Annotated in this window: 28 protein-coding genes and 1 pseudogene; 14 read left to right on the top strand and 15 right to left on the bottom strand. The window is 43.4% G+C overall.

The window, feature by feature from the left end:
• Window positions 1–126: 126 nt before the first annotated feature.
• Window positions 127–1,284, top strand: a complete 1,158-nt coding sequence (locus tag MAE_RS09690; RefSeq protein WP_012265412.1) for an IS630-like element ISMae23 family transposase — start codon at window positions 127–129, stop codon at window positions 1,282–1,284.
• Between the two features lie 90 nt (window positions 1,285–1,374).
• Here MAE_RS09690 and MAE_RS09685 read toward each other — a convergent pair whose 3' ends face one another.
• Window positions 1,375–2,016, bottom strand: a complete 642-nt coding sequence (locus MAE_RS09685; protein ID WP_002796847.1) for a cofactor assembly of complex C subunit B — start codon at window positions 2,014–2,016, stop codon at window positions 1,375–1,377.
• Window positions 2,017–2,025: 9 nt separating this feature from the next.
• Window positions 2,026–2,754 (bottom strand): response regulator transcription factor RpaB, encoded by a 729-nt coding sequence (gene rpaB, locus MAE_RS09680; protein ID WP_041804658.1) that lies wholly within the window; start codon window positions 2,752–2,754, stop codon window positions 2,026–2,028.
• A 233-nt stretch (window positions 2,755–2,987) separates the two neighbouring features.
• Here rpaB and radA point away from each other — a divergent pair, with 233 nt between their 5' ends.
• The 11 genes from radA (at window position 2,988) to MAE_RS09630 (ending at window position 10,114) form a co-directional block, all read left to right on the top strand.
• Window positions 2,988–4,514, top strand: coding sequence for a DNA repair protein RadA (gene radA, locus MAE_RS09675; protein ID WP_002796849.1), 1,527 nt, complete (start codon window positions 2,988–2,990; stop codon window positions 4,512–4,514).
• 45 nt (window positions 4,515–4,559) lie between these two features.
• Window positions 4,560–4,661, top strand: coding sequence for a cytochrome b6-f complex subunit PetL (gene petL / locus MAE_RS09670; RefSeq protein WP_002752397.1), 102 nt, complete (start codon window positions 4,560–4,562; stop codon window positions 4,659–4,661).
• Window positions 4,662–4,733: 72 nt separating this feature from the next.
• Window positions 4,734–5,189 (top strand): DUF29 domain-containing protein, encoded by a 456-nt coding sequence (locus MAE_RS09665; protein WP_002796850.1) that lies wholly within the window; start codon window positions 4,734–4,736, stop codon window positions 5,187–5,189.
• Between the two features lie 12 nt (window positions 5,190–5,201).
• Window positions 5,202–5,657 carry a DUF29 domain-containing protein gene (locus MAE_RS09660; RefSeq protein ID WP_002796852.1) on the top strand — a complete coding sequence of 152 codons (456 nt, stop codon included), beginning with the start codon at window positions 5,202–5,204 and terminating at the stop codon, window positions 5,655–5,657.
• Window positions 5,658–5,668: 11 nt separating this feature from the next.
• The gene (locus tag MAE_RS09655) at window positions 5,669–6,124 is read left to right on the top strand and encodes a DUF29 domain-containing protein (RefSeq protein ID WP_012265411.1); all 456 of its coding nucleotides are present in this window, start codon (window positions 5,669–5,671) and stop codon (window positions 6,122–6,124) included.
• A 12-nt stretch (window positions 6,125–6,136) separates the two neighbouring features.
• On the top strand, window positions 6,137–6,592 hold the full coding sequence (locus MAE_RS09650) for a DUF29 domain-containing protein (protein ID WP_012265410.1): 456 nt from the start codon (window positions 6,137–6,139) through the stop codon (window positions 6,590–6,592).
• Window positions 6,593–6,604: 12 nt separating this feature from the next.
• The gene (locus tag MAE_RS09645) at window positions 6,605–7,063 is read left to right on the top strand and encodes a DUF29 domain-containing protein (RefSeq protein ID WP_002799586.1); all 459 of its coding nucleotides are present in this window, start codon (window positions 6,605–6,607) and stop codon (window positions 7,061–7,063) included.
• Window positions 7,056–7,985: a lysylphosphatidylglycerol synthase transmembrane domain-containing protein gene (locus MAE_RS09640; protein ID WP_002799587.1), complete on the top strand. Its 930-nt coding sequence runs from the start codon at window positions 7,056–7,058 to the stop codon at window positions 7,983–7,985. Before MAE_RS09645 ends, MAE_RS09640 begins: the two co-directional genes overlap by 8 nt.
• A 265-nt stretch (window positions 7,986–8,250) precedes the next feature.
• Window positions 8,251–9,039, top strand: a complete 789-nt coding sequence (locus MAE_RS09635; protein WP_012265407.1) for a Uma2 family endonuclease — start codon at window positions 8,251–8,253, stop codon at window positions 9,037–9,039.
• Between the two features lie 75 nt (window positions 9,040–9,114).
• Window positions 9,115–9,306 carry a hypothetical protein gene (locus MAE_RS33260; RefSeq protein ID WP_012265406.1) on the top strand — a complete coding sequence of 64 codons (192 nt, stop codon included), beginning with the start codon at window positions 9,115–9,117 and terminating at the stop codon, window positions 9,304–9,306.
• A gap of 187 nt (window positions 9,307–9,493) precedes the next feature.
• Window positions 9,494–10,114, top strand: a complete 621-nt coding sequence (locus MAE_RS09630; protein WP_002796853.1) for a hypothetical protein — start codon at window positions 9,494–9,496, stop codon at window positions 10,112–10,114.
• Window positions 10,115–10,165: 51 nt separating this feature from the next.
• On the opposite strand, the gene MAE_RS34050 is transcribed toward MAE_RS09630, so the two are convergent.
• The 8 genes from MAE_RS34050 to MAE_RS09590 all read right to left on the bottom strand — a co-directional run bounded on the left by MAE_RS34050 (window position 10,166) and on the right by MAE_RS09590 (window position 17,535).
• Window positions 10,166–10,336 (bottom strand): high light inducible protein, encoded by a 171-nt coding sequence (locus MAE_RS34050; RefSeq protein WP_002742489.1) that lies wholly within the window; start codon window positions 10,334–10,336, stop codon window positions 10,166–10,168.
• An 88-nt stretch (window positions 10,337–10,424) separates the two neighbouring features.
• Window positions 10,425–11,153 carry a Bax inhibitor-1/YccA family protein gene (locus MAE_RS09620; protein WP_002796854.1) on the bottom strand — a complete coding sequence of 243 codons (729 nt, stop codon included), beginning with the start codon at window positions 11,151–11,153 and terminating at the stop codon, window positions 10,425–10,427.
• A gap of 368 nt (window positions 11,154–11,521) precedes the next feature.
• Window positions 11,522–12,502 (bottom strand): chlorophyll synthase ChlG, encoded by a 981-nt coding sequence (gene chlG / locus MAE_RS09615; protein WP_002796856.1) that lies wholly within the window; start codon window positions 12,500–12,502, stop codon window positions 11,522–11,524.
• Window positions 12,503–12,508: 6 nt separating this feature from the next.
• On the bottom strand, window positions 12,509–13,585 hold the full coding sequence (locus tag MAE_RS09610) for a Get3/ArsA fold putative tail anchor-mediating ATPase NosAFP (RefSeq protein WP_012265405.1): 1,077 nt from the start codon (window positions 13,583–13,585) through the stop codon (window positions 12,509–12,511).
• 22 nt (window positions 13,586–13,607) lie between these two features.
• On the bottom strand, window positions 13,608–13,799 hold the full coding sequence (gene petP, locus MAE_RS09605; RefSeq protein ID WP_173351108.1) for a cytochrome b6f subunit PetP: 192 nt from the start codon (window positions 13,797–13,799) through the stop codon (window positions 13,608–13,610).
• 665 nt (window positions 13,800–14,464) lie between these two features.
• Window positions 14,465–14,797, bottom strand: coding sequence for a hypothetical protein (locus tag MAE_RS09600; protein ID WP_002796859.1), 333 nt, complete (start codon window positions 14,795–14,797; stop codon window positions 14,465–14,467).
• Between the two features lie 170 nt (window positions 14,798–14,967).
• Complete coding sequence (locus tag MAE_RS09595; RefSeq protein ID WP_080507082.1) at window positions 14,968–16,377, bottom strand: IS4-like element ISMae7 family transposase; 1,410 nt, start codon at window positions 16,375–16,377, stop codon at window positions 14,968–14,970.
• Between the two features lie 261 nt (window positions 16,378–16,638).
• Window positions 16,639–17,535, bottom strand: coding sequence for an ABC transporter permease (locus MAE_RS09590; protein ID WP_002799574.1), 897 nt, complete (start codon window positions 17,533–17,535; stop codon window positions 16,639–16,641).
• Window positions 17,536–17,864: 329 nt separating this feature from the next.
• Here MAE_RS09590 and MAE_RS09585 point away from each other — a divergent pair, with 329 nt between their 5' ends.
• Window positions 17,865–18,599: a hypothetical protein gene (locus tag MAE_RS09585; protein WP_012265400.1), complete on the top strand. Its 735-nt coding sequence runs from the start codon at window positions 17,865–17,867 to the stop codon at window positions 18,597–18,599.
• A 113-nt stretch (window positions 18,600–18,712) separates the two neighbouring features.
• On the opposite strand, the gene MAE_RS09580 is transcribed toward MAE_RS09585, so the two are convergent.
• Window positions 18,713–19,546, bottom strand: a complete 834-nt coding sequence (locus MAE_RS09580; protein WP_012265399.1) for a Uma2 family endonuclease — start codon at window positions 19,544–19,546, stop codon at window positions 18,713–18,715.
• 129 nt (window positions 19,547–19,675) lie between these two features.
• Here MAE_RS09580 and MAE_RS09575 point away from each other — a divergent pair, with 129 nt between their 5' ends.
• Window positions 19,676–20,590, top strand: coding sequence for a PEP-CTERM sorting domain-containing protein (locus MAE_RS09575; RefSeq protein WP_002799283.1), 915 nt, complete (start codon window positions 19,676–19,678; stop codon window positions 20,588–20,590).
• Window positions 20,591–20,821: 231 nt separating this feature from the next.
• On the opposite strand, the gene MAE_RS09570 is transcribed toward MAE_RS09575, so the two are convergent.
• The 4 genes and pseudogenes from MAE_RS09570 to MAE_RS29140 all read right to left on the bottom strand — a co-directional run.
• Window positions 20,822–21,571, bottom strand: a complete 750-nt coding sequence (locus MAE_RS09570; RefSeq protein ID WP_012265398.1) for a Uma2 family endonuclease — start codon at window positions 21,569–21,571, stop codon at window positions 20,822–20,824.
• Window positions 21,572–21,763: 192 nt separating this feature from the next.
• Window positions 21,764–22,051, bottom strand: a complete 288-nt coding sequence (locus tag MAE_RS09565) for a hypothetical protein (protein ID WP_002798884.1) — start codon at window positions 22,049–22,051, stop codon at window positions 21,764–21,766.
• 14 nt (window positions 22,052–22,065) lie between these two features.
• Window positions 22,066–22,719 (bottom strand): uracil phosphoribosyltransferase, encoded by a 654-nt coding sequence (gene upp, locus MAE_RS09560; protein ID WP_012265397.1) that lies wholly within the window; start codon window positions 22,717–22,719, stop codon window positions 22,066–22,068.
• A gap of 95 nt (window positions 22,720–22,814) precedes the next feature.
• A pseudogene (locus MAE_RS29140) lies at window positions 22,815–23,162 on the bottom strand (IS1 family transposase); the annotation flags it as partial.
• Between the last annotated feature and the right edge of the window lie 116 nt (window positions 23,163–23,278).

Genomic DNA, 23,278 nt, shown 5'->3' with positions numbered 1-23,278 from the left:
ATCAGTCAACGATTTTTAAAAGCTTCGATCGCCGCCGGCAAAGTATAGCTATCTCACCATTGAGATAAGCTAAAACGCACTTAAACCACCTAAAATAGAAATAGTAACTTGAGAAAAATCCTACTTATGCCAGCCAAAGATTTCCTAGACTTAGAAGAAAAGAAAAACTTACAAAAAGCTCTTAAAGAAGAAGAAAGAGCAGAGGTTAGGGAAAGAATTTTAATGTTTCTCTTGCTAAACGACGGAAAAACTCAACGAGAAATAGCTGAGTTTATTGGCTGTTCACTCAAAACGGTCGCCCCTTGGTGTGTTCACGGCGATCCTAACAATTTAGAAAGTCTAGAAGATGGGAGAAAAAATGGAAATCATAAAAAAGCCACAGAGGAATATATTAATTTACTATTGAAAATAGTTGATGAAGACCCGAAGGAATTTGGATATGAATTCGGGAGATGGACAGCAGCAAGATTAGCAGAGCATCTAGAAAAGGAAACAGGAATTAAACTGAGTGGCTCGCAAGTGAGAAGAATATTGAGAAGAAAAAAGTATGTGTATATCTGGGCGAAATATAGTCTAGAAGATAAGCAAGACAAGAAATTAAGAAAAGCATTTAAAGAAAAATTAGATGAATATTTAAGGTTGGCTAAAGAAAAGCCAGAGTCAATCCAGGTATGGTTTTGGGACGGGGCTTTCAAGGTGGCGACGCAGGTTCGCCACACAGCCCCTCATGAGTGTGGATTTAGTTTGAGAGTAATAAGAAGGAGAGCTTGGACAAAAAAAGGAAAGCGAAAAAAAGTGAATGGGCAAAGAAAAAGAGGAAGGGTGAATGTGATGGGAGCCTTAAGATATAATGATAAGAAACGAGTCTGTTTTATGATCAAAAAAGGAAATTCAGAAACTTTCCATGAACAATTAAAGAAACTTCATGAAGAGATTCGTCAAGAATGGATAAACTTGGGAAATCTGCCCGAAGATTTTCGAGAAAAGGGACCGAAGATTATCATTATATTAGACAATGCTAGTTATCACAAAAAGAAAGATGTTATTGAGCAGGTGGAAAAAGAGTTGCCCAATATTAGGCTAGAGTTTTTACCAGCTTATAGTCCAGATTACAACCTAATAGAATTAGTATGGCATTCCGCTAAAGAATACATAGCTAATCGAGAATTTGAAAATAAAGAAGAACTGGAAAAAGTAGTCAATCAGCTTTTAAATGAAGGGGGATTGATTATTAAATGGAGTAGAAAACTTAAAAATAAGGGTAATGCTGTCAATGTAACTTAAATGCGTAAAAGCTTAACTGCTGTAGCTACAGGTCGATCGCTAACTGTTTACTCTCATCTTAACCAAATTCTTAAATCTTACTGAAATCGTCTAAAACTGACTGAAAGTGTCGGCTAATTTATCAGCAATTCCCTCGATCCAAATTTCATCTTGTTTAGTATAACTGCGCGGCGCATTTGCCGCCAAAATTAACACCCCTTCCTTACCGATGGGTTGACAGATTAAGCCTTGGGTGTTTTCTGGCAAATAGTCAAACTCGATTTTAGCGGGATATAAATTTAAATTAACTAAATAAACGGCTTTACCGGTTTCTAAAACTCTTTTGATAATATTACTAACTTTAACTTCAGAATTCTCCCTTAGGATACCGCGACGTAATAAAACTTCTCCCCGATAATAAACGATCAGAGATTTTGTCACGGTGTTAGTTAAAAGTAAATGGGAAGCCCAAGCAAGCTCAATTTTAACCGGTTCTGGCAAATCTGGGGCAAATTCCAGGCCTTCGCGCCCGATTAATTCCACAGCATCCGGTAAGCGGGGTTGAACTCTTTGCCAGATTAAACCCACCAAAATTAAAACCCCACTCAAAATCACTCCCATCACATCGGAACGCGCTTGCGATGGGGTTAAATCGGCAGTGGCAAAACGATTAAACATTAATACCGTACCCCCGACGATGCCGGCGAACAGGGGTAACAGTCTTAAAATACGATTGGGATCAGCTTGTGCCATAGCTGAGAACTATTCCTCGTCTGGTTCTAGAATACGTTGAAAAAGATAGCCTGTACCTCTAGCGGTGAGAATTAACTCAGGATTGCTGGGATCATCCTCTAATTTGGCTCGTAAACGGGAAATATGCACATCTACCACCCGCGTATCCACATGACGTTCGGGGGTATAACCCCAAACTTCCTGAAGGATTTCCGAGCGCGAAAAAGCTTCTCCCGATCGACTGACCAATAATTCTAGTAAACTAAATTCCATACCGGTCAGACGGATGCGTTCATCCCCCTTATAAACTTGGCGTTTATTGGTATCGATTTTAATTGAACCGATATGAATCACACCAGAACTGGGAATCCCCGGGACGCCATTTTTCTCTACCCGACGCAACACCGAACGAATCCGCGCTTCGAGTTCTTTGGGAGAAAAAGGTTTAACTACATAGTCATCGGCACCCAATTCTAGCCCGGTAATTCGATCGGCCACATCCCCCAAAGCCGTTAACATAATGATAGGAATATCCGATTCTTTGCGGAGTTCCTGACAGACACCGTAACCGTCTAATTTCGGCATCATCACATCCAAAACCACTAAATCGGGTTCGGCGGTGCGGAAGGTTTCTAAAGCTTCCTCGCCGTCGGCGGCGGTGACGACTTCATAACCAATCATCGACAAACGAGTCTCTAAGATACGACGGATGCTGGCTTCATCATCAACAACGAGAATTTTTTCCTTCTGGTTCTCCAACTGAATTAACACTCCTTAGTTAAATAGTGTGATGAATTTTAAAGTTAAATAACGAGCGTTCCTGTTTATAGAATATCCTTTTGCCGTTATCATTAAGCCTAAATTTCCTATTTTATTTCTTTTATGGCAATTATCAATAACTTTAGGGTCTTGCTTCCCCTATATCATACTTAATTAAATTTGACAAGAGAATTGATCCTCAAACCGCTTTTCTTCAACTTTTCTTAAAAAACATGGCGAAATCGCGAACAATATATATCTGTAGTGCTTGTGGGGCGGAATCTCCCCAATGGTTGGGAAAATGCCCCAGTTGTGACACCTACGGGACGCTAGAAGAACAAGTGGTAGCTGGTGGCAATAATCCGGCGGTAAATCGCCCAGGATGGCAAAATAGTCGCCCAAATAACGGCAAAGGGCAACGCAACCCCCAGCCGCGCATCTCGGTTCGCTTCTCGGAAATTACCCAGTATGAACAGGAACGTTTTCCCTCCGGTTACGGGGAATTTGATCGCGTTCTCGGTGGTGGCATCGTCCCCGGTTCTCTTGTACTAATCGGCGGCGATCCGGGCATCGGCAAATCGACGCTTTTACTGCAAGTCACCAACCAACTCGCCCAAAGATTACCGCGCATCCTCTACGTTTCCGCCGAAGAATCGGGACAACAGATTAAACTGCGGGCTGCCCGTTTGGGGGTGGGAGTGGTTGCCGTGGAGTCGGAAAATAACGGCAATGGCAAGGAGAAAAAAGCCTCTGAATCAACCGCAGAACTCGATAATCATCTCTACGTTCTGCCAGAAACAGATTTAGAGGAAATTTTGCGAGAATTAGAATCTCTACGCCCACAGGTGGCGGTAATTGACAGTATTCAAACTCTTTATTTTGGGGCGTTAACTTCCGCACCGGGATCTGTCGCCCAAGTTCGCGAATGTACCTCCGCCTTGATGCAGGTGGCAAAACGGGAGAATATTACTTTATTGATTGTCGGTCATGTTACTAAAGAAGGGGCGATCGCCGGTCCGCGAGTTTTGGAACATTTGGTCGATACGGTGTTATATTTTGAAGGCGATCGCTATGCCTCCCATCGTCTCTTAAGATCCGTGAAAAACCGTTTTGGGGCAACCCATGAGATCGGTATTTTCGAGATGGTGGATCACGGTTTGGTGGAAGTGGAAAACCCCTCAGAATTGTTTTTAGGCAATCGCGACGAATTTTCCCCTGGTACGGCGACGGTGGTAGCCTGTGAAGGTACACGCCCGATTGTGGTGGAGTTACAGGCATTAGTTAGCCCCACCAGCTACGCTTCCCCGCGAAGATCGACCACGGGCATAGAATACAACCGATTACAGCAAATTCTCGCCGTTTTAGAAAAGCGCGTCGGCATTCCTTTATCGAAATTAGATGCCTATGTTGCCTCCGCAGGAGGGTTGGGAGTGGAAGAACCGGCGGCGGATCTGGGAGTTGCGATCGCTGTTGTCGCCAGTTTTCGCGATCGAGTCGTGGATCCGCGCACAGTCTTAATCGGGGAAGTGGGATTAGGCGGACAAGTGCGCCTAGTGTCGCAAATGGAACTAAGATTAAAAGAAGCGGCTAAATTGGGCTTTAAACGGGCGATTGTCCCTAGAGGTCAAGTTTATCCCGAAGATGTGGGCTTAGAAATTGTTCCAGTCGGCAAGGTAATCGAGGCAATTGTCGCCGCAATCCCCCCCCAGCAGCGCTTTGGGGAAGATATAGAAGACGAGGAAGGGGAAGGGCAAGAATAACGGTACAATGCTAAAAAAGATTAAATTACTTGGGAGATTTTCACCATGTCTGTGTTAGCTGTTGCTGCTTTGGCGGGTTATCTGATCGTTTTTACCGGAATTGCCCTCGGTCTCTTTTTCGGTCTGCGCTCCGCTAAAATTATCTAGTATATAAACAGTAAAAAAGCTTTAGTGATCGGTTTAACTGGTCACTATTGCCAATTCTAGGGGAGATAAAAAATGACTGTTATTCTAGACTTAAAAACTCTCTACGAAATTGATGATTCTCTCTGGTTAGAAGAAACTATCGAACTGCTCAAGGCGAAAAATTTTGAAGCGCTAGACTTAGAAAACTTGATCGAGGAGTTAGAAGATTTGGGAAACGAGAAGAAGTTTCGTGTTGCTGGTTTTTTACAGCAAATTATTAGACATTGTTTATTATTACAATTTTGGACAAGTGAAAGAGAATATAATCAGGCTCATTGGCGTTCAGAAATTATCAATTTTAAAGATGAACTTAATACTTATTTGACGACTAATTTAAGAAATTATCTAGAACATAATTTGGCAACTATTTATGAAAAAGCCCTTCGCTATCTTCGTCAAAAAACCGATAATAAAGTCAACTTTCCTGATACTTGTCCCTACAGTTTAGAAGAACTGCTCGCTCCTAATTGGCTACCACCTTACAAATAAAGGAGATAAAAAATGACTGTTATTCCCGACTTAAAAACTCTCTACGAAATTGATGATTCTCTCTGGTTAGAAGAAACCATTGAACTGCTCAAGGCGAAAAAATTTGACGCTTTAGATTTAGAAAACTTGATCGAGGAGTTAGAAGACTTGGGAAACGAGAAAAAGTTTCGTGTTGCTAGTTTTTTACAGCAAATTATTAGACATTGTTTATTATTACAATTTTGGACAAGTGAAAGAAAATATAATCAAGCTCATTGGCAAGCAGAGATAGTCAGTTTTCAATATCAGTTAAAGCGCTATTTAACTACAAATCTTCGTAAATATCTAGAACAGGAATTTGAGCAAATTTACTTTGAGTCCGTGCGATATGTTCGTCAAAAAACTGATAATAAAGTCAACTTTCCTGATATTTGTCCCTACAGTTTAGAAGAACTTCTCGATCCTAATTGGCTACCACCTTACGAATAAAGGAAATGATAATGACTGTTATTCCCGACTTAAAAACTCTCTACGAGATTGATGATTCCCTCTGGTTGGAAGAAACTATCGAACTCTTAAAAGCGAAAAGATTTGACGCTTTAGATTTAGATAATTTAATCGAGGAGTTAGAAGATTTGGGAAACGAAAAAAAGTTTCGTGTTGCCAGTTTATTAGAGCAAATTATTAGACATTTTTTACTCCTACAGTTTTGGACAGAGGCAAGAGCATATAATCAGGATCACTGGGAGTTAGAAATAGTCAACTTTCAAATTCAGCTAAAAAGACGCTTAACCACCAATCTCCGTAATTATTTACAAAATGAATTAACTAACATTTATGAAGATGCAGTTTTCTTGGTGCGGAAAAAGACAAAAAATAAAGTGACTTTCCCTAATACTTGTCCCTACAGTTTAGAAGAACTTCTCGATCCCAATTGGCTACCACCATACGAATAAAGGAGATAAAAAATGACTGTTATTCCCGACTTAAAAACTCTCTACGAGATTGATGATTCCCTCTGGTTGGAAGAAACTATCGAACTCTTAAAAGCGAAAAGATTTGACGCTTTAGATTTAGATAATTTAATCGAGGAATTAGAAGACTTGGGTAACGAAAAAAAGTTTCGTGTTGCTAGTTTTTTACAGCAAATTATTCGTCATGCTTTGTTACTGCAATTTTGGACAAGGGAAAGAGAATATAATCAAAGTCATTGGGAATCAGAACTGGTAAATTTTCAAGATCAATTAAATACCTACCTAACGGCAAGTTTACGGAAATATTTAGAACAAGAATTTGATAATATTTATCAGAAGGCAATCCGTTATGTGAGAAAAAAGACAAAAAATCAAGTTACTTTCCCTAATACTTGTCCCTACAGTTTAGAAGAACTTCTCGATCCCAATTGGCTACCACCATACGAATAAAGGAGATAAAAAATGACTGTTATTCCCGACTTAAAAACTCTCTACGAGATTGATGATTCCCTCTGGTTGGAAGAAACTATCGAACTCTTAAAAGCGAAGAGATTTGACGCTTTAGACTTAGAAAACTTAATCGAGGAATTAGAAGACTTGGGAAACGAAAAAAAGTTTCGTGTTGCCAGTTTATTAGAGCAAATTATTAGAGATTGTTTATTATTACAATTTTGGACAAGTGAAAGAGAATATAATCGTAGTCATTGGCGTTCAGAAATCGTCAATTTCAAAAACCAGATCGACACTTATTTAACTACTAATCTCCGCAATTATCTCACTCAAGAATTACCTCGTATTTACCAGAAAGCTTTAAATTATGTTAGAGAAAAAACCGATAATCAAGTTAGTTTTCCTGGGGAATGTCCCTACAGTTTAGAAAATCTTCTTGATCTCGATTGGTTCCCCCCAGAAAATGAATAAAGGAAAAAATGAAATGCTGAAAAAGTTTCTACGTTGGCTGATTATTGGGGGAACCTTATTTTTTGTTCTCAGTAACCTTAAAAATAACTGGGATAACGTCACCTCAGTTAGAATTGAAAATCATGGTTGGTTATTTCTTTTCTTGGCACTTGTAACCACCGTTATCGCTCAAATTTGGGCAGGATGGGTGTGGACATGGATACTCAAAAGCTATCAACAACCGATTAAAACCTCCACAGGAATTGGCATCTATATGATTACCAATTTAGGAAAATATCTACCCGGTAATATCGGCCACTTTTATGCTCGCATTGTGGCAATTAATAAAGCAGGAAGTGATTGGGGAACCGCTAGTTTAAGCGTTTTATTAGAACTTTTATTGCTGGTGTGTGCAGCCTTAGCCATAGCAGTTATTGGTAGTGGTTTAGGTTGGATGAAATCTAGCTCAAGTCTAGGGATACAGATATTAGTTTTAGGATTAATTTTAATCAGCATTCATCCCAAATTTTTAAATTATCCTCTGAAAATCCTTAGCCAAAAGAAAAAGATTGCTCAAGAACCTGTTTATCTAACTAAATATCCTCTCGTCCCTCTCTTGGGTGAAACTGGATTTTTATTGTGGCGCGGTGCGGGTTTTATTTTAGCTTGGATGGTGTTAAAAATGATTACCCCCGCTCAGATTTTACCACTCTTAGGAACCTTTAGTTTTGCTTGGTTATTGGGTTTAGTTGTCCCCGGAGCGCCGGGAGGATTAGGAGTTTTTGAAGCTACAGTGATCGCACTTTTAGACACAGAAAACTTTCCCGCCGCTAACGTACTTATCACCGTTGCTATCTATCGTTTAATTAGCATTCTCTCTGAGGTCATTGCCGCCGGAATCGGGACAAAATTAGTTAAAGATAAAGCCAAGTTTTTTGGTTAGCTTAAGAATATTATTCGGGTGTGTTAGCCCAATGTAACGCACCCAGAAGAAAAGTTTTGATCATTGTTAAGCGAAGATAATTTTCTCAACTCCTATCTATCTCCTGACTTGAAAGAGGGTGTGGGGTGTGGGGTGTAGGGAAGGAAACCTCTTTCATCTGTGGGGGTGAAAAATTTTTCATCGGGACTGACTCCTAAATTCTGATGTAACATAGGATCAATAATCAGCAAAAACATGGATACTCCCACCTAGAGAGGCCAAAAAAATGACGATTGCCAAAAGCGACGAAACTGCCACCTCTCCGGCACTGATAGAAGAAGATTTCGAGGACTTCTGGGAACCCCCCCCACCCCCCACAGACTTAATTTTTGATGATGGTGAACCCTTGGAAAGCAACCGACACCGCATTGCCATGAATGTGCTGATTCGCTCCCTACAGGAAGGTTACGGTGAGCGAGACGACTTCTACACGGGTGGCAATATGTTTATTTATTTCAGCCGCGAACAGGCGAAAAATCGCGATTTTCGCGGGCCTGATTTCTTCGCTGTCCTCAATGTCGATGGCAGCAGAGAGCGACAGGGTTGGGTAATTTGGGAAGAAGAGGGACGTTATCCTGACGTTATCGTGGAATTAACCTCTCCTAGTACCGCGAGAACCGATAAAGTGCGAAAAAAAGCCATTTATGAGCGAACCTTCCGCACGCCAGATTATTTCATCTACGATCCTTTTGATGCCAATTCTTTACAAGGATGGCATTTAGGAGCAGACCAACGCTACCATTCTTTAGAACGAAACGAGCGCGGCTGGTTATGGTGCGAAACCTTAGGCTATTGGTTGGGAACTTGGGAGGGGACTATTGACCGAGAAACGGCAATTTGGGCGAGATTTTATGACTCGGAAGGCAATTTAATCCCCTTGCCAGAAGAAGCGGACCAGGAGCAAGCGGCTGCGGCCCAGGAGCAATTAAATGCTACTCAGCAAGCTCTGGAGGCGGAAAGACAGCGTTCTCAACAGCTGGCGGCTCGTTTGCGAGAAATGGGGATAGACTTGTAGTACAAGTGTGGGGAGCTTTTTGCCTGACTGACGGACATATTTTCAACACAATAAGTGGTCGTGCCCAATTAGGGTTTGCTGAAAAAGCTTTTCGGTGGTGGCAGGGTGTGGGGTGTGGGGTGTGGGGTGTGGGGTTTTACCAGTTTTGAGGTGGTCAACTACCTAATTTTCAGGGAAAAAGTACCTGAATTTTCCCCCGATCCCCGCAATGGCTGGCACTTTTTGAGGGAAAACAAGTCTAAAAGTCTTATCCAACAAGGTTTTTAGATTTATTCAGCAAACCCCAATTAATTTCCTAAACCTTGACGAGGAATTCTGTAAACTTCGATCAAAAGCCGCGTAAATTCTGTATTTTCTCTGGAAGTCTTAGATATAGCTTTTAAAATTGTGATCGTAGCGGTAGGCTAATTCAGATCAATTAAAATTCTTCCTCACTCCCGACTTTGTTAGTACCATGAAACCTAACTCTGGCCGTAAACGGTTATTATCCCTGATATCTGCCGTTTCTTGTAGTTCCCTCTTGATTTTATCCCCTCTAGCCCAGAGAGCGCAAGCAGACGATATTACGGATGCCCTAGAAGCGGTAATTGAATATACGGCTCAATTACACCAGATCAATTTTAAGTATTTGTTAAGCGATGGCCCGATAACCACTCCCTGCGGTGTAATTTCCCTAGCGGCTTTCTGCACTGTAGATAATACAGTCTATGTCAATCTCAAGCAAGTTACTGGTATTAGCGATAATCCTTTATTTCCCCTTTATGCCGTCGCTCACGAGGCCGCTCACGCTGTTCAGTGGAATCGGGGTATTGGTGGCATCGATGAAGGTGGGATGAGCATCGGCATTGAATTACAGGCCGATTGTCTAGCGGGAGATACCCTTTCTTGGTTATTTACCGAAGCTAGAGGTTTATCCAAACAGGATTATATAATAGCGGGAAAACTTCTAGCGGAAGCCGCTTCGGAAGTGGGCGATTTTGAAGCTCCTAATCGCTCCCACGGGACACCGCAACAGCGAGGTGATTCGGTCTTGCAAGGATTCTACGGGGAAAATCATGAAGCTTGTATGCGTTAACTAACACTCAAGGCTGTATTTCCCCTAGAATGCCTAAAAAAGCTTAAAAAACTACTGTAACCCTAACCAAGATAACAGACCTTGGCCAGTTAGATACTCGATCAACAGGGTGATCACAAAACCAATCATAGCAGCCCTACCGTTGAGGCGCTCGGCATAGTCATTAAAGCCAAATTTGGGATCTTCTAATTTGGGGGTTTGAGTCGGTTGTGGTTCAGTCATAATCTTTACAGGCTGTTTACATTTCTTTACCATTCTAGCGGAGTTAGAACTTAGGGTGTAACTAATTTCTAACTCCTCCCTATTTGCCCTAATCTCGACCGTTAAGAGCGATTAAAAGGCGCAGAATAAAGATAAATAGGTTGATATAGGTCAAATACATCGATAAAGCAGCGCTGAGATACTGCTCATCTCTGTAGGTACGGGGCAAGATGTAAAAGTCCACCACTGCCGAGCCGGCAAACAAGAAAACCCCGATGCCAGAAATGGCGATTTCTAACCAGGTGGGAGTAGCACCACCAAAGATAGAGAAAATTAGCTGACCAATGATAACAATAAATAGAGCGAGAATACCGATGCTAACGGTTTGAGTCAGGGCTAAACCATCTTTTTCCGACAGATTCGAGCCGATATTCCGTCCCAACACAAAAGCAATGCCGCAACCGAGGGCAGCAATTGCTACTCCTCGCAAACCGACACCGGAAGTACCTAAGGCCACATAGACGATTCCACTGAGAGTATAGCCAGAAAGAAGGCTATAGAGAGTCAGTAGGGGCAGAGCAGTGCCTGTATTGCCTCTTTCGGCAGTATTACGGGCGACAAAAAATAAAATAATCTCGGCAACCAGGGCGACAAAGAAAGTCGGGAAGAAAATCTGGGGATAGGATTGGATCACACCTAAACCGCCATAGGTTCCCACCGCAGTCAAAATTAGACCGCCACCGAGATAGGGCAGGGCCTTGGGGATAACATTGGGGCCGATAAGAGCTTGGCTTTTAGCCTCGCGTAAAGCTTGACGAAAGTTACTGGTATTACTCATGGTTACTAGGATTCGAGATACTTGTCTCAATCAATCTTGTTAAACAGAAACTATTCTTGATTAGTTCGTCAAGAATGCCGAATCGCAGGGAAGAAAAAAAAGTAATTTTTCCCCCAGCATCGATTCCCTCTTGATTGTAACGAAAAGACTGGTGATCGAGCTAAGTAGGTAGGTATTAAAAATTGTCAGATACCCTCCTTATCAAGGCGGGATCGGCACCCCCCTTATCAAGGGGGGATTAAGGGGGGATCGAACCGAAAATCCATTTTCACCCCCCTTGACCGCTCAAGTTACCGTAAACAGAAGCCCGATTCAAGGCGATAATGTCCCGTAAACTGAATATTTCCTGTTTTTACTAACTACAATCTTCAGAGTATCCCCTGACCTAAAGCCAAACCTGTCACCAACATTCCTAACACTAGAAAAGGCTGGGCGCTGGCTTGATATTTGACATCATTTTTGAGCGGATCCCGCAGAAAATACATATCTTGGAAAGTGATCTGAGGGATAATTAATAACAGTAAAATAGCGGCATAAAGATTCTGATGAATACTAATCAGATAACCCGCAATTCCTGCTTGAAAAACATCGATCATAATCACGCAAATCCAAGCCGAGGTGGTAATTCCAAACATAACTGGCAATGATTTTAAGCCTAATTTTTCGTCACCTTCCACACTTTTAAAGTCGTTAACTACAGCAATGCCTAAACCCGCCAGACTATAGATGAGGGTTAGGATCATAATTGTCCAATTTAACTGACCAAAAAGGGCGTGACCAGCCCACCAAGGTAATGCTATATAACTAGCACCGAGGGCATAATTTCCCAGCCAACCATTTTGTTTTAATTTTAAAGGTGGCGCTGAATAAATATAGGCGATAAAAGAACCAAATAGGGTTAAACAGAGCATGATCGGGAAATCATGACCGGCCCAGCGATCGAGAAGATAGGCTATTCCTAACCCACCCGCTAATAAAACCAAAATCTGGCCGACTACTTGCGGAATAGAAATTGCCCCCGAAGGAATCGGGCGATAGGGTTCATTAATTGCATCGATTTCTCGATCGTAAAAATCATTTAAAGTTTGGGTATAACCGGTCATCAATGGACCGGAAAGTAACATACAGGTGGCCGCTTTTAAGACATCTTCTAAAGACCAAGTATAATTCCCCGATGAAGCAGCCCCACAGACAACCCCCCAAATCAGGGGAATCCAAGTGATCGGCTTCATCAATTGTAAGCGGATTTTCCAGAGGGAGGTTTCTGCCGATGAGGCCCCTTTCATGCCCAATAATTGGCGAGTTTTGGCCGCTCGATCGTCCTTGTTTTCTATCTCGGTGTTCGACATAATCCCTTAAAAAGAAATAATTAAGTAACCGTCTTGGAATTTTGCCCCTTTTACCGCTCCTCCGGTTAGAGGCGGTGGTACATCAATATTACGCCGTTGATCTCCCGCTTCGATGGTTAATTCTGGACCCGATTGCGTCAGTTTTACCTGTTTTTTCTCGAATCCGGGTAAATAAACCTTGACCTGACCGGCTGCCGGATCGATTATTAACGGTTTGGGCGGCTGCACCGTGAGAAAATTGGGTAACTCGGCGATTAACTCCTGCCAATCTTCTCCTTGACGGTCGGGTAAAATCGCAGCCGGCAGCGGGGCAAAATCCTCCGTGGCACTCTGACAGCGATTAAAAATCACTCCCCCCACATTTAAACCGATTTGCTGCGCCCCACCCCAAAGATATTTGGACTCTGCGATCGCAATTGGATCATCATTGGTGACTAGATAGGCTAAAACTCGCCGAGGATCGGCTAAAGCGGAACGTCCCTCGTCTAAAATGTTATTATCGGCCTTCTTCCCCAAACCATCGGGATTAAAGGAGAAATTCAGCACGGCAGCGGCAATCGGTTGGAAAAAGGGAGAAAGGGTGCGACCAATCTCGGAATCACTGAAAACCTGCCGAAAACGCCGTAAATACCAGCCACCTACCTCTGGAATCCCCAACATTCTCAGACTGTTGATATCTCCGCTGCCGTCGTAGATGATGACATCGTAATTTCCGCTTTTATCCTGTTCCCGCAGGAAATTTAAAGCTAGAGCTTGATCCATTCCGGGTAAAATGCCCAACTCTTGACCATAAACATTTTTCAAGGTGGGAGAACGCAAATACTGCTTTTCTAATTCCTTGACTTCTTCCCAACTTTTTTCTAGTAACTGTGTACTACTAAGCTGCACAACCGAGAGATTGGGGGCAATTTCCGTAATGGAGGAGCTAGGGGAGGCCTTGAGGAGTAATCCCCAAGCAGGGCCGGAATCTTGACCGATCAAGAGAACTTTTGACCCCAGACCAGCCATTTTCTTCGCCGAAGCGATCGCTATCGTACTGCGACCGCTGCCCCCCTTGCCCAAAAAGGTCAAAATTAAGGACATGGTTAATTCCTAAGCGTTGTATTTAGATGAGTTTGAGTTCATCCTCAAAAAACCAAGTAGCGGTCTTATCATCGAACTGGACAACAGCACCAATACCGCTGCCATCGGTCATCTTAAAATTTTTGATGACACCCACTTTACCCAATTTACCCGCTACATCCGAGTTAACGCGGTCTCTTAAGCGACAGACCTTGACTTTTTGCCCGATTTCCATTACTTCCACAGTTTTAATAAGACGATAATTCAACAAACCAATCCTAAGTTTAATTTGACATCCTCACCGCCGTAAACGAGCGGTGATTCCTCACCACGCCACCTTTTTAAGATGGTCGCTGAATGGGGTTGACGCTTCACAGGATGCCGCTACCTTAGCGGTAGTCTTATGCCTTCCTCCACGTCCGTTTAAAGTCTCCGAATGTCCTCCGGCGACCAATACTTTTTTGGGTTTGTACATACCGACCCGCGGTACGTTTTGCCTCTAGCATGGAGTTCCCAGCGGCCGTCAGCTTCCCCTTACTCATCGTCAACCCTTTGCAGGAATTTCAACCTAGTATGTTTATTCGGTCGTATCTATGATAGGGCGGGTTTTTTAGACCAGTAAGATTTTAACACAAAGCCGCCCTAAAAGGACGGGGTTTTCAACCCAAATTTTCGATAAACCCCCCAATGACCGAAGATCATTGGTCTTTCTAAGCTCCTCTGCACTCAGCGATCATATATACTAGGACATGGAACAAAATCAACCTCTTGGTTAGGATAGGCAATAGGCAATAGGCAATAGGCAATAGGTAAGCCCCCCCGATGTCGGGGGGATTGGGGGGGTAAGAGGTAGTTAGATATGTGTAATTAATTGTGTCTAGCTACTCAAAAAAAAGGTTTTTATTTGGTTTCTGGGGCAGGATTTTGGAGATTTTCTAGTTGTTCTCTTTGCTTGCGTTTAAACTCCTCGGCCGCTTCGTTGATATTATTGCGAGTATCTTCCTGAAATTCCGATCCGTCCCGGCTACGACGAAAATTACTATTATGAATCAAGTCTAGAGGATTAAAACCACCGAGACTATCCCTGCCATCGGAACTACGTTCATTTTTTTGATAATCTGGCTGACTGGGGTTCAAGCTTTGAGCTAACACTTGCGGATTAAAATCAGCCCCGACCAATAAAATAGTAGCTAGGAATAAAGACGATTTGATTAACATTTTTTGAGTATTCATAATCTGACTAACTCCTCAGAAAATTAAGTGGGTAGGTGTTAAAAGTTGTCAGCCCCCCCCTTATCAAGGGGGGACTAAGGGGGGATCGGCACCCCCCTTATCAAGCTATCCATTAGTCACATCTTTCTTAACATAAAATTTGACAAAAAGAGAAAAGTGTGCAAGATGGCTCAAGGGGGTTCTATGGGGGGACTAATTTGATGAGATAGTTTCCAAGTCTGGCTGATATCATGTAACCTTCGCAGTCCCAACCAAATAGTTTTAACACCTGGTTCACCGTCACCTTTTCTACCTAAAAACCCCCCAAGAGAAGCAATCATTCTGACCGCTTCTCGAAAGGAGGGCGGCTTTTCAGGTGGCGGACTCTTTTTATGAATAGTGGCACACAAAGATTGCCATTCATGTTCTTCCAAAAAACTTTCACAACTCTCCTCTCCGTGTAAGCGTGCTTGATAGGTTAACCAAAGTAATCTCCAAGCTACAATTGAATAGGTAGCTAAGGCCATCTCAATTCTACGACCCGTTTCTAATTGCAGTTTTTCTAATCCACAACCACTTTTTAAAACAAAATGATAGCGTTCTATTAACCAGCGATAACTATACCAGCGCACACAGGTTATCGCCGATTCAAAGCTACTAATGTCTAGGCTAGTTAAGAGGAGCCAACTGATAGGATTAACTCCGGGACGCGGCTTTTCTTCTTCAGCTAAAATTACCTGTAATTTGACCGGTTGACGAGGGTTCGCTTTCGAGTGATGCTTAGGTACTTGTATTTCAAAACTGGCAAATCTAACTGTTAGTTTAGCTAGTCTAGCCTCGTGATTAGGATTGCGTTTTACTTGCACATCTAGGCTACCACAGGCTTTAACTTCTCTGATGGATTGATGTAAATATTTAGGCTCTGGATGCCCTGACCTTTGCTTGTCTTCGAGATAGTTAACTTTTCGGTTATGAGTTCCTCGGATTAATAAATGAGAGTTAGGACTTCTTGATTGGGCAAATAAATCAAATATGTCTGCCTCACAATCTCCGATTGTTACTACTTGAATATCTTCGGGTATTTGTTGTTGTGTTTCTGATAAAGAATCTAACCATCTTTGACTTTCTTTTTCTTCGGTTTCTCTTTTTTTTCTTTGCTTGGCAATCCCTAAATTCTTTTCTTCTCTTGCCCAGACATATTGATTAATCAGTCCTAAAGGTATTCCTTGCGCTGACACTCCTAATGTGGTATGAACTTTGAGACCAAAGGATTTTTTATAATCTAGATAACCCATTCCTTTTTTGGCTTTTTGGGTCGTAAAGTCTAAACTTGTTGTGTCTTGCACTGCCAAAACTATTGGATGTTCTTTGATTCTTTCTACTGTACTTTTAGCTTGGGCGGCAATTATATCTGACGGGTGAAAATAGGGGGAATTCCAAAAGTCGTAGGTGGCACTCGCTGCGGCTAGATTTCCCGAGGCTTGTGGCACACTTGTACTAGGTTGGCTGGCCAAGTTTTCTACGATACTGATTAACCTTTTCTTTCTTCTGGTGTCCCCTAGGTCTGCATACTGTAATTCTTGGGCTGCCCATTTCTCCATTTTTTTGCTTACCTCCACCTTAATTCCTTCTTTCAAAACTATACCTATCAATCGTTTCCCCTTTTTTTAAGTTTCTTCTCTTTTTGTTAAGAAAGATCCGACTAATGGATAGCTTATCAAGGGGGGCAGGGGGGATCAGAGGCAAAATCTATCTTCAATTTAATTATAACTACTTACTTGTCTAGTTTTTGGTTGTGAGAAAGTTGCAGGCTTTTCAGTGAAAGTAAACTGATAACTGATAACTGATAACTGATAACTGATTTAAGCAAAACGACGACGAAGTAAGGGCTGAATTGCCAAAAGGATTAGCAGATCAAAAGCTAAGAGCAGGCCTAAAACTGTCAAGAAATTGAGGTCAAGCCAAGGGGTTTGTAAGACTATGCTATCAAAAGACCAGTGCTGATTGAAATAAATATAACGGATCGGTTCGATCGCATAGGTAAGAGGGTTGAGACTAGCGATTACTTGTAACCAATCTGCCATAAAGTTTAAGGGAGCGAGGGCGGTACTGGCAAATAAAAGCGGTAAATTGGTGACGAAAATGACGGCGATTAATTCGATATGTCCGGGGAGAGCAAAGGTTAAACTGAGACTTAAGGCAGTCATACCCAAAACTATTAGGAAAACAATCAAAGCGATCGCACCTAATCCAGCTAAACTGGGCAATCCTGCCCCTAAAAAGGCACTAGCGGCCACGATCGAGGCGGTTTGGATGAAACTGAGGGCGATAATATAGATGGTAGAAGCGGCCACGATCGAGTACCGAGTGGTTAAAGGCGCTACCAAGAGACGGTTAAGAAAGCCAAATTCTCGATCGAACATTACCGGTAAACCGGCATTTAAGGCCCCAGAAAAAGCGGTAAAGACAATCACCCCGGGGGCGAGAAATTTAGCATAACTGAGATCGTTGCCGAATAGACCCTGGGGAGCCTTATAAAACAATGCCCCAAATAAAATCAGCCACATAAAGGGCTGAATTACCCCCGCGATTAGGGTTGAAGGACGACGTTGTAATTGGATGAACAGACGTTTAGTCATGGCCAGAGTTTCTTGCAGAAATTCCCCTAGCACATTTCCCCCATCGTCCACCGTTGCTGCTCTAGTGGGATTGGGGGCTAAACTAGCTTTTAAGGAAGAAGGTGTGATGGTTTGGCTCATGAAATATTTACCTCTAATGCAATCTCAACGAGTAATTTAGATAGTCAACAGTTTATAAGTGATCAGATGGCTCTCTTGGGGTTCTGGTGATCGGCAAATCCTCTCGAAAAAAAGGCTTACACCCTACCACTTCTCCAATATACAAGGGGCGCAAGCCCTGGGGGAGAGGAATGTAAATATTTATTAAATTGTAGCTTTTAATACAATGTGGAGGGAGAAAGTGTGTAATTCGTCTTTGAGCATTCGCTTGTCATTGTTTTGGGTTGCCCTATCGCTTAACCCAAATCTAAATGTCACGCACTCAAATCATTTACCATTAACCCTTTGTTATGAAATTACAACTCGGCATTGTCTGTGCCGGGGTTGCCCTGGCAACTCTGGGAACCAGTGCGGCACAAGCTGCTTTGGTGGTCGTCCCACCTGGCTTGAATCCAGGCGATCAGTTTCGCTTGGTGTTTGTTACTGACGGCAAACGGGATGCAACAAGCACCAACATCAACGACTACAATAACTTTGTTACCAGCCAGGTAACAGGAAGCGCTCTTGCTACGGCTTTAACAACGGCAGGATTTAACCTAGGTACGATCACTTGGAAGGCGATCGGTTCTACTTCCGCTACGTCTGCCAAAGTCAATACCGGTACTGATGGCAGTCAGCCAGATGTTCCCATCTACCTCATAGATGGCAACAGGGTCGCCAACAATAATGCCGATCTTTGGGATGGCTCAATCGCTAAATCTATCGATCGCACTCAGATAGACACATCTAAGAATGCAAGTGTATGGACGGGCACTCAGGCGGGGGGCTCCACTGGTTCGCCGTTGGGTAATGCCATAGGATTTCCGCCTGTGGCTAATATGGGCGCGACTATTTACACCGACTCCAGATGGATCAACGACATCACCTTTCTGAGCGTGAGTCAAAGCTTATCTCTATATGGAATGTCCTCAGTCCTGACAGTTCCGACTCCAGCAGTCACTGTCCCCGAACCCTCTAGCCTTCTTGGTTATATCACACTGGGCGGTTTAATGCTAGGGGGTGCTGTCCGCAAAGCGAGGAAATAATGCCTACAAGGGAGAGGAGACGCGGGTTTCCTCTCTCTTTTTTTGGGGTAGTTTGTTTAATTCCTGGTTCCAAGGCAGAGCCTTGGAACCAAACATTTAGGCTCTGCCTAAATTTAAAAGTCAATCTGAGGAATAGTTTCAGGATCTATCCCTAATTCCCGCAATCGTGCCGCTAGTTGTTCTGCTCGTTGTTTCGCCGCAGAAGCCTCTTGTTTAGCCGCAGAAGCCTCTTGTTTAGCCGCAGAAGCCTCTTGTTTCGCCACAATTAACTCCTCATCGGCAAGGGGAATCAACTCTCCCTCCAGCGTCAACCAGCGCAACCATAGCCGCTCAATTCCCCGATAGGAACCTTGCCACAAACCCAAGCTCAATTCCAGTTGAGGAATCGGTAAGCGTCCCTCCACTAAAGTCACGGGTTGGTAATGACCATCTACCAGTTCAAACGCTTGAAGTTGGTTAGTATAGCGGCTAAAAACTACATAGTAGGGAACCTGCAAAATCTGTTCATAAACTGTCCACTTAGTTGGCGGTTCTTCTGGTTGGCGTAGTTCTTCTCCTAAATCTTGATTTTCCGTACCTGGAGACAATAATTCCACCACAATCGCAGGGGAAACCCCTTCCTGCCAAATCACATAACTTAAGCGCAGGTCATGGCCATCGTAGAGGCGAGAAACACCGACCACCCCAAACCAATCAGGACGCTTGTACCATTGAGGGTGTCTGACATCGTAGTAAAGGTTAAGGTCAGCGGCGCTAAAAACTAGCTCTGGTTCCCAGTTGGGAGGCTGGAAAGTCAGCAGTAATAACTGAGGTTGTAATAGGTGAAATTCGTCAGGCAAACCGGGTTCCAGTGGATTATCACTAGGTAAATCGTACATCGTCGGCAGGGATTGCCGGGGGGAAAGGGAAGGGTCAGATTGGGGAATGGTGAAGGTAGGTGTAGTCATTTCAGTTATCAGTTATCAGTTATCAGTTACCACTCAGACCTCTCAAACATTGTAACTGTGATTACTGTAGCGGCGTAAGCCCTGGGGGAAAGGAATGTAAATATTTATTAAATTGTAGCTTTTGATACAATGCGGGGGAAGCAAGTGTGTATGTTGCCCTTTAAGCCCTATTCGTGTTTAATTCTAAAAATGAAAAATCCAATTTTAGCGGCGCTGAGTCAAAAATCTCTCTCAGTTGGTATTGTGGCATCAACCGTTTTCTTCGGCACTACTAGCCAAGCCTTGGCCAGCGTTCTGATTGCCGGAGCTCCCTATGATGCTAGTTTTCTCAACGACGTTCAAGCAAAAATTGCTGGAACTGGCCTGATTTCTGGGAGCGTAGATATACTGAATGTCAGTTCTTCTACCCCGACTCTCGCGCAATTACAGGCTTATGATGCCGTACTATTCTTTTCTGATTTCGGTTTTGCCGATCCAACCACTTTCGGTAACGTATTAGCAGATTACGTCGATGCGGGTGGTGGAGTAGTCCAAGCGACTTTTTCATTCTGGAGCGCTGGCGCAGACATTGGTGGTCGGTGGAGGGCGCAAAACTACGATGTTTGGCAACCAGGAGGACAGAACCAACGCAGAAATCTAACATTAGGAACAATTTACGATCCATCCAACCCGATCCTCGCAGGCGTTACCAGCTTCAATGGCGGATCAAGGAGTTTCTACAATACAGTGGGACCTCTCAACCCCGGTGCGGTAGCAGTGGCTGACTGGAGTAATGGTGCACCGCTAATCGCCGTCAATACCTCCACATTTGCGGGCAAAATAGCTGGGTTGAATTTTTATCCCCCATCAAGCGATGCTCTCTCCGGTCTCTGGGTCAGTAGTACCGATGGCGCACTGTTAATGGCCAATTCCCTGAACTTCGTCACCAAACAAGTTTCTGTTCCCGAACCCAATTCTCTTCTTGGACTGTTTGCTATCGGCACTCTTGGCGCAGCTTCAACCCTCAAACGCAAACTAAAATCATCCAAATCAGCCGAGAAGTAAACCACAAAAGTCGGCTAAATTGGCCACAAAATATCACAAACACCCCTTCATTCAGTCAGTGGAGGGGGTTTTGTTTTTTTGGTTTTTCGATGGGTAGCATCTCAGTCGTGAATTATGCTAGGATTCGCCCTAGAATGAGCAAAAATCATGACTACACAAGCAACAGTAATCCAAGGCACGGCCAGGGAAATTAGGGAAGCACTGGCGCTTATACCTTGGAGAAGTCAGAGCCTACATTTCATCGGGGTTAATTCCAAGCGCTCTGAGCCTTTCAGCCAACCGGATGGCTTTTTGTTCAGCCTCTTGTTTAGCCAGACGTTCTTGAGCAGCGATCGCCTCAGCCTGGTTCGCTCTTTCCTCAGCCGTTAGATAGCGATTTCCTGGCTCGTCATACCAGTATAACCATTCCCGATACCAGGCAATATGTTCTCCTTTTTCATAACCTAGCGCCAAGCCAATTTCAGGCAACCAAACTCGATTATTCTCACTCTCTAGAAGTTCATATTTGCCTGAGATTAATTTATATACCTCTAATCTTTGTCGGTTTTTAAATCTTCCCCTTCTGCCACTCAAAGGATTGTATATTGCATAATACAGAATCCCCAGGGTTTGGTAATTTAAGAATTTTTCCTCATACTCACTATTATACTTCTCGGAAATTACCTCTAAAAACAAAATCGGCAAGATATACTTTTCTCCCCACAAAATATAGCTTAACCGACCTCTTTCTCCCGTATCATGGTTGACTCCAACCGCTAAGAAACCATCGGGGACAAAAGCTGATTCGTCTGGATTATAATAAACAGCCATATCTACCCCAAAATACCAATCATCTCGACCAGACCAAATTAAAGCTAATAAACTTAGCAGTAGATTGGGAATATCATTCTGTAACTGATTATCCACTGGAGTTTCGTCGGAAGAGGGCAATTCTTCGGCGCTGGGAAGAGGGCGATTTTTGTTATAGGTGAGGTTAACCATAGCTCCGACAAGCGTGGTGTTTGATTACTGCTAATTCTAACGGAAAATTACGGTTTTAGATTTCGTTGTTTTTCTGCGATCAAGTCTAAGCGATGATTGTTTTTACTGGTTGCAAGGCTCTGCCTAATTGTCAACACATTATTCTTAAGATATTATCCAACAAGGTTTTTAGATTTATTCAGCCAGCCCTATTTAATGATCGCTACCGTTTTCCTGTACCGCTCCTAACTGTTGACGCACATCATCGATCGCTAGATTTAACTGGGCAATTTTATCTTCTAAACTGCGGCGGGCCACTTCCATGCCTTCCTCTGGAGTCAAGCGCCCATTGCGGCTCTCCTCCAAAAAAGCTTGATTATCCCCATCTGCTAAACCGCGACGGCCGCGATTAGCCAACACTGTCCCCAAAACACCGCCCACTAAACCACCGACAATCGCACCGGCTAAAAAACCGCCCGTAAACCCATCTCGCTGACTCATAATCCCTTTTTCTCCTAATAGGTTCCAAAAGCTCGATCGCCGGCATCGCCCAATCCAGGCACGATGTAACCGCGGCTATTTAATCCTTCATCGATAATAGCCGTATAGATGTTCAAGCTGGGATAATTTTGACTCAATTTCTGTAAAGCTGGCGGGGCAGCCACCACGGAAATCAGGCGAATCAGGGTAGGATCAACGCCTCTGCCGGTAATTTCTGCCATTGCCATGGAAATTGATCCCCCCGTGGCTAACATCGGTTCAAGAATTAAGACTCTCGTGGCCGGATCAAAACTGGCCGGTAATTTATTTAAATAACAACTCACCTCCAGGGTTTCCTCATTTCTGGCCAAACCGAGGTGATAGGTACTAGCTAGGGGTAAAAGGCTTTGGGCCCCTTCCAACAGGGCTAATCCTGCCCTTAAAATCGGAACTACGGCGATCGGTACGCTAGGATCGATAAAAGTAGCGGCACATTCCGCTAGAGGGGTTTTAACGCTAGTTTCCAGGGTCGGCAACCATTGCCGCGCCGCTTCGTAGGTTAACCAGCGCCCTAGTTCCGTCATCGCTGTTTTAAACAGTACCGAGGGGGTATTTTGATCGCGGGCGATCGCCAGCCAATGCTTAACCAGAGGATGTTCGGGAACGTAGACCCGCAGTTGTAATACCATGAAAACACTAGAACTCGATCGAGGGCTAAACTTTATCTTAAGCGAAAAAGCCTTCAGGAGTCAGTTATCAGTGATCAGTGATCAGTAATCAGTAATCAGCTTTTGGTGGTGATTCGGTAGTAGTGATGGCGGCTTAATCCTTTGCTTTGCTGTGCATTGTAGTCATGGATAAAATACCAAAGGGCTCCCCAACGTGATTCTCCATTTTTTTAGAGAAAGATAGACTCTCTCTCACCAGCCGAGAAATCCTTTGTCTAAAGGTATTATTTAATCTTTCAATAGGATTAGTTTGACCAGTTTCTTTTCCGACTGGTCGATGACGTTTACTAGGAATTACTGTCTTATAGGACTCCCAAAAGTCTGTGGAAGCAACAGCACATTGTCGGTAAACACCGGGTAAACTGGCCCCAAAGTTTTTTAGCTGATTGACGACTCCTATCTCCGCGCATAGGGTCTGCTGAAAAAGTTTTTCCTAGGGGCAGGGTGTAGGGTGTGGGGTGTGGGGTGTGGGGTTTTACCCATTTTAATCGGGTAAATTACCTAATTTTCAGGGAAAAAG

Source organism: Microcystis aeruginosa NIES-843 (assembly GCF_000010625.1).
Classification (GTDB): Bacteria; Cyanobacteriota; Cyanobacteriia; order Cyanobacteriales; family Microcystaceae; genus Microcystis; species Microcystis aeruginosa.
The sequence above is the reverse complement of the archived record's forward strand: the minus strand, read 5'-3'. Positions and strand labels throughout refer to the sequence as shown.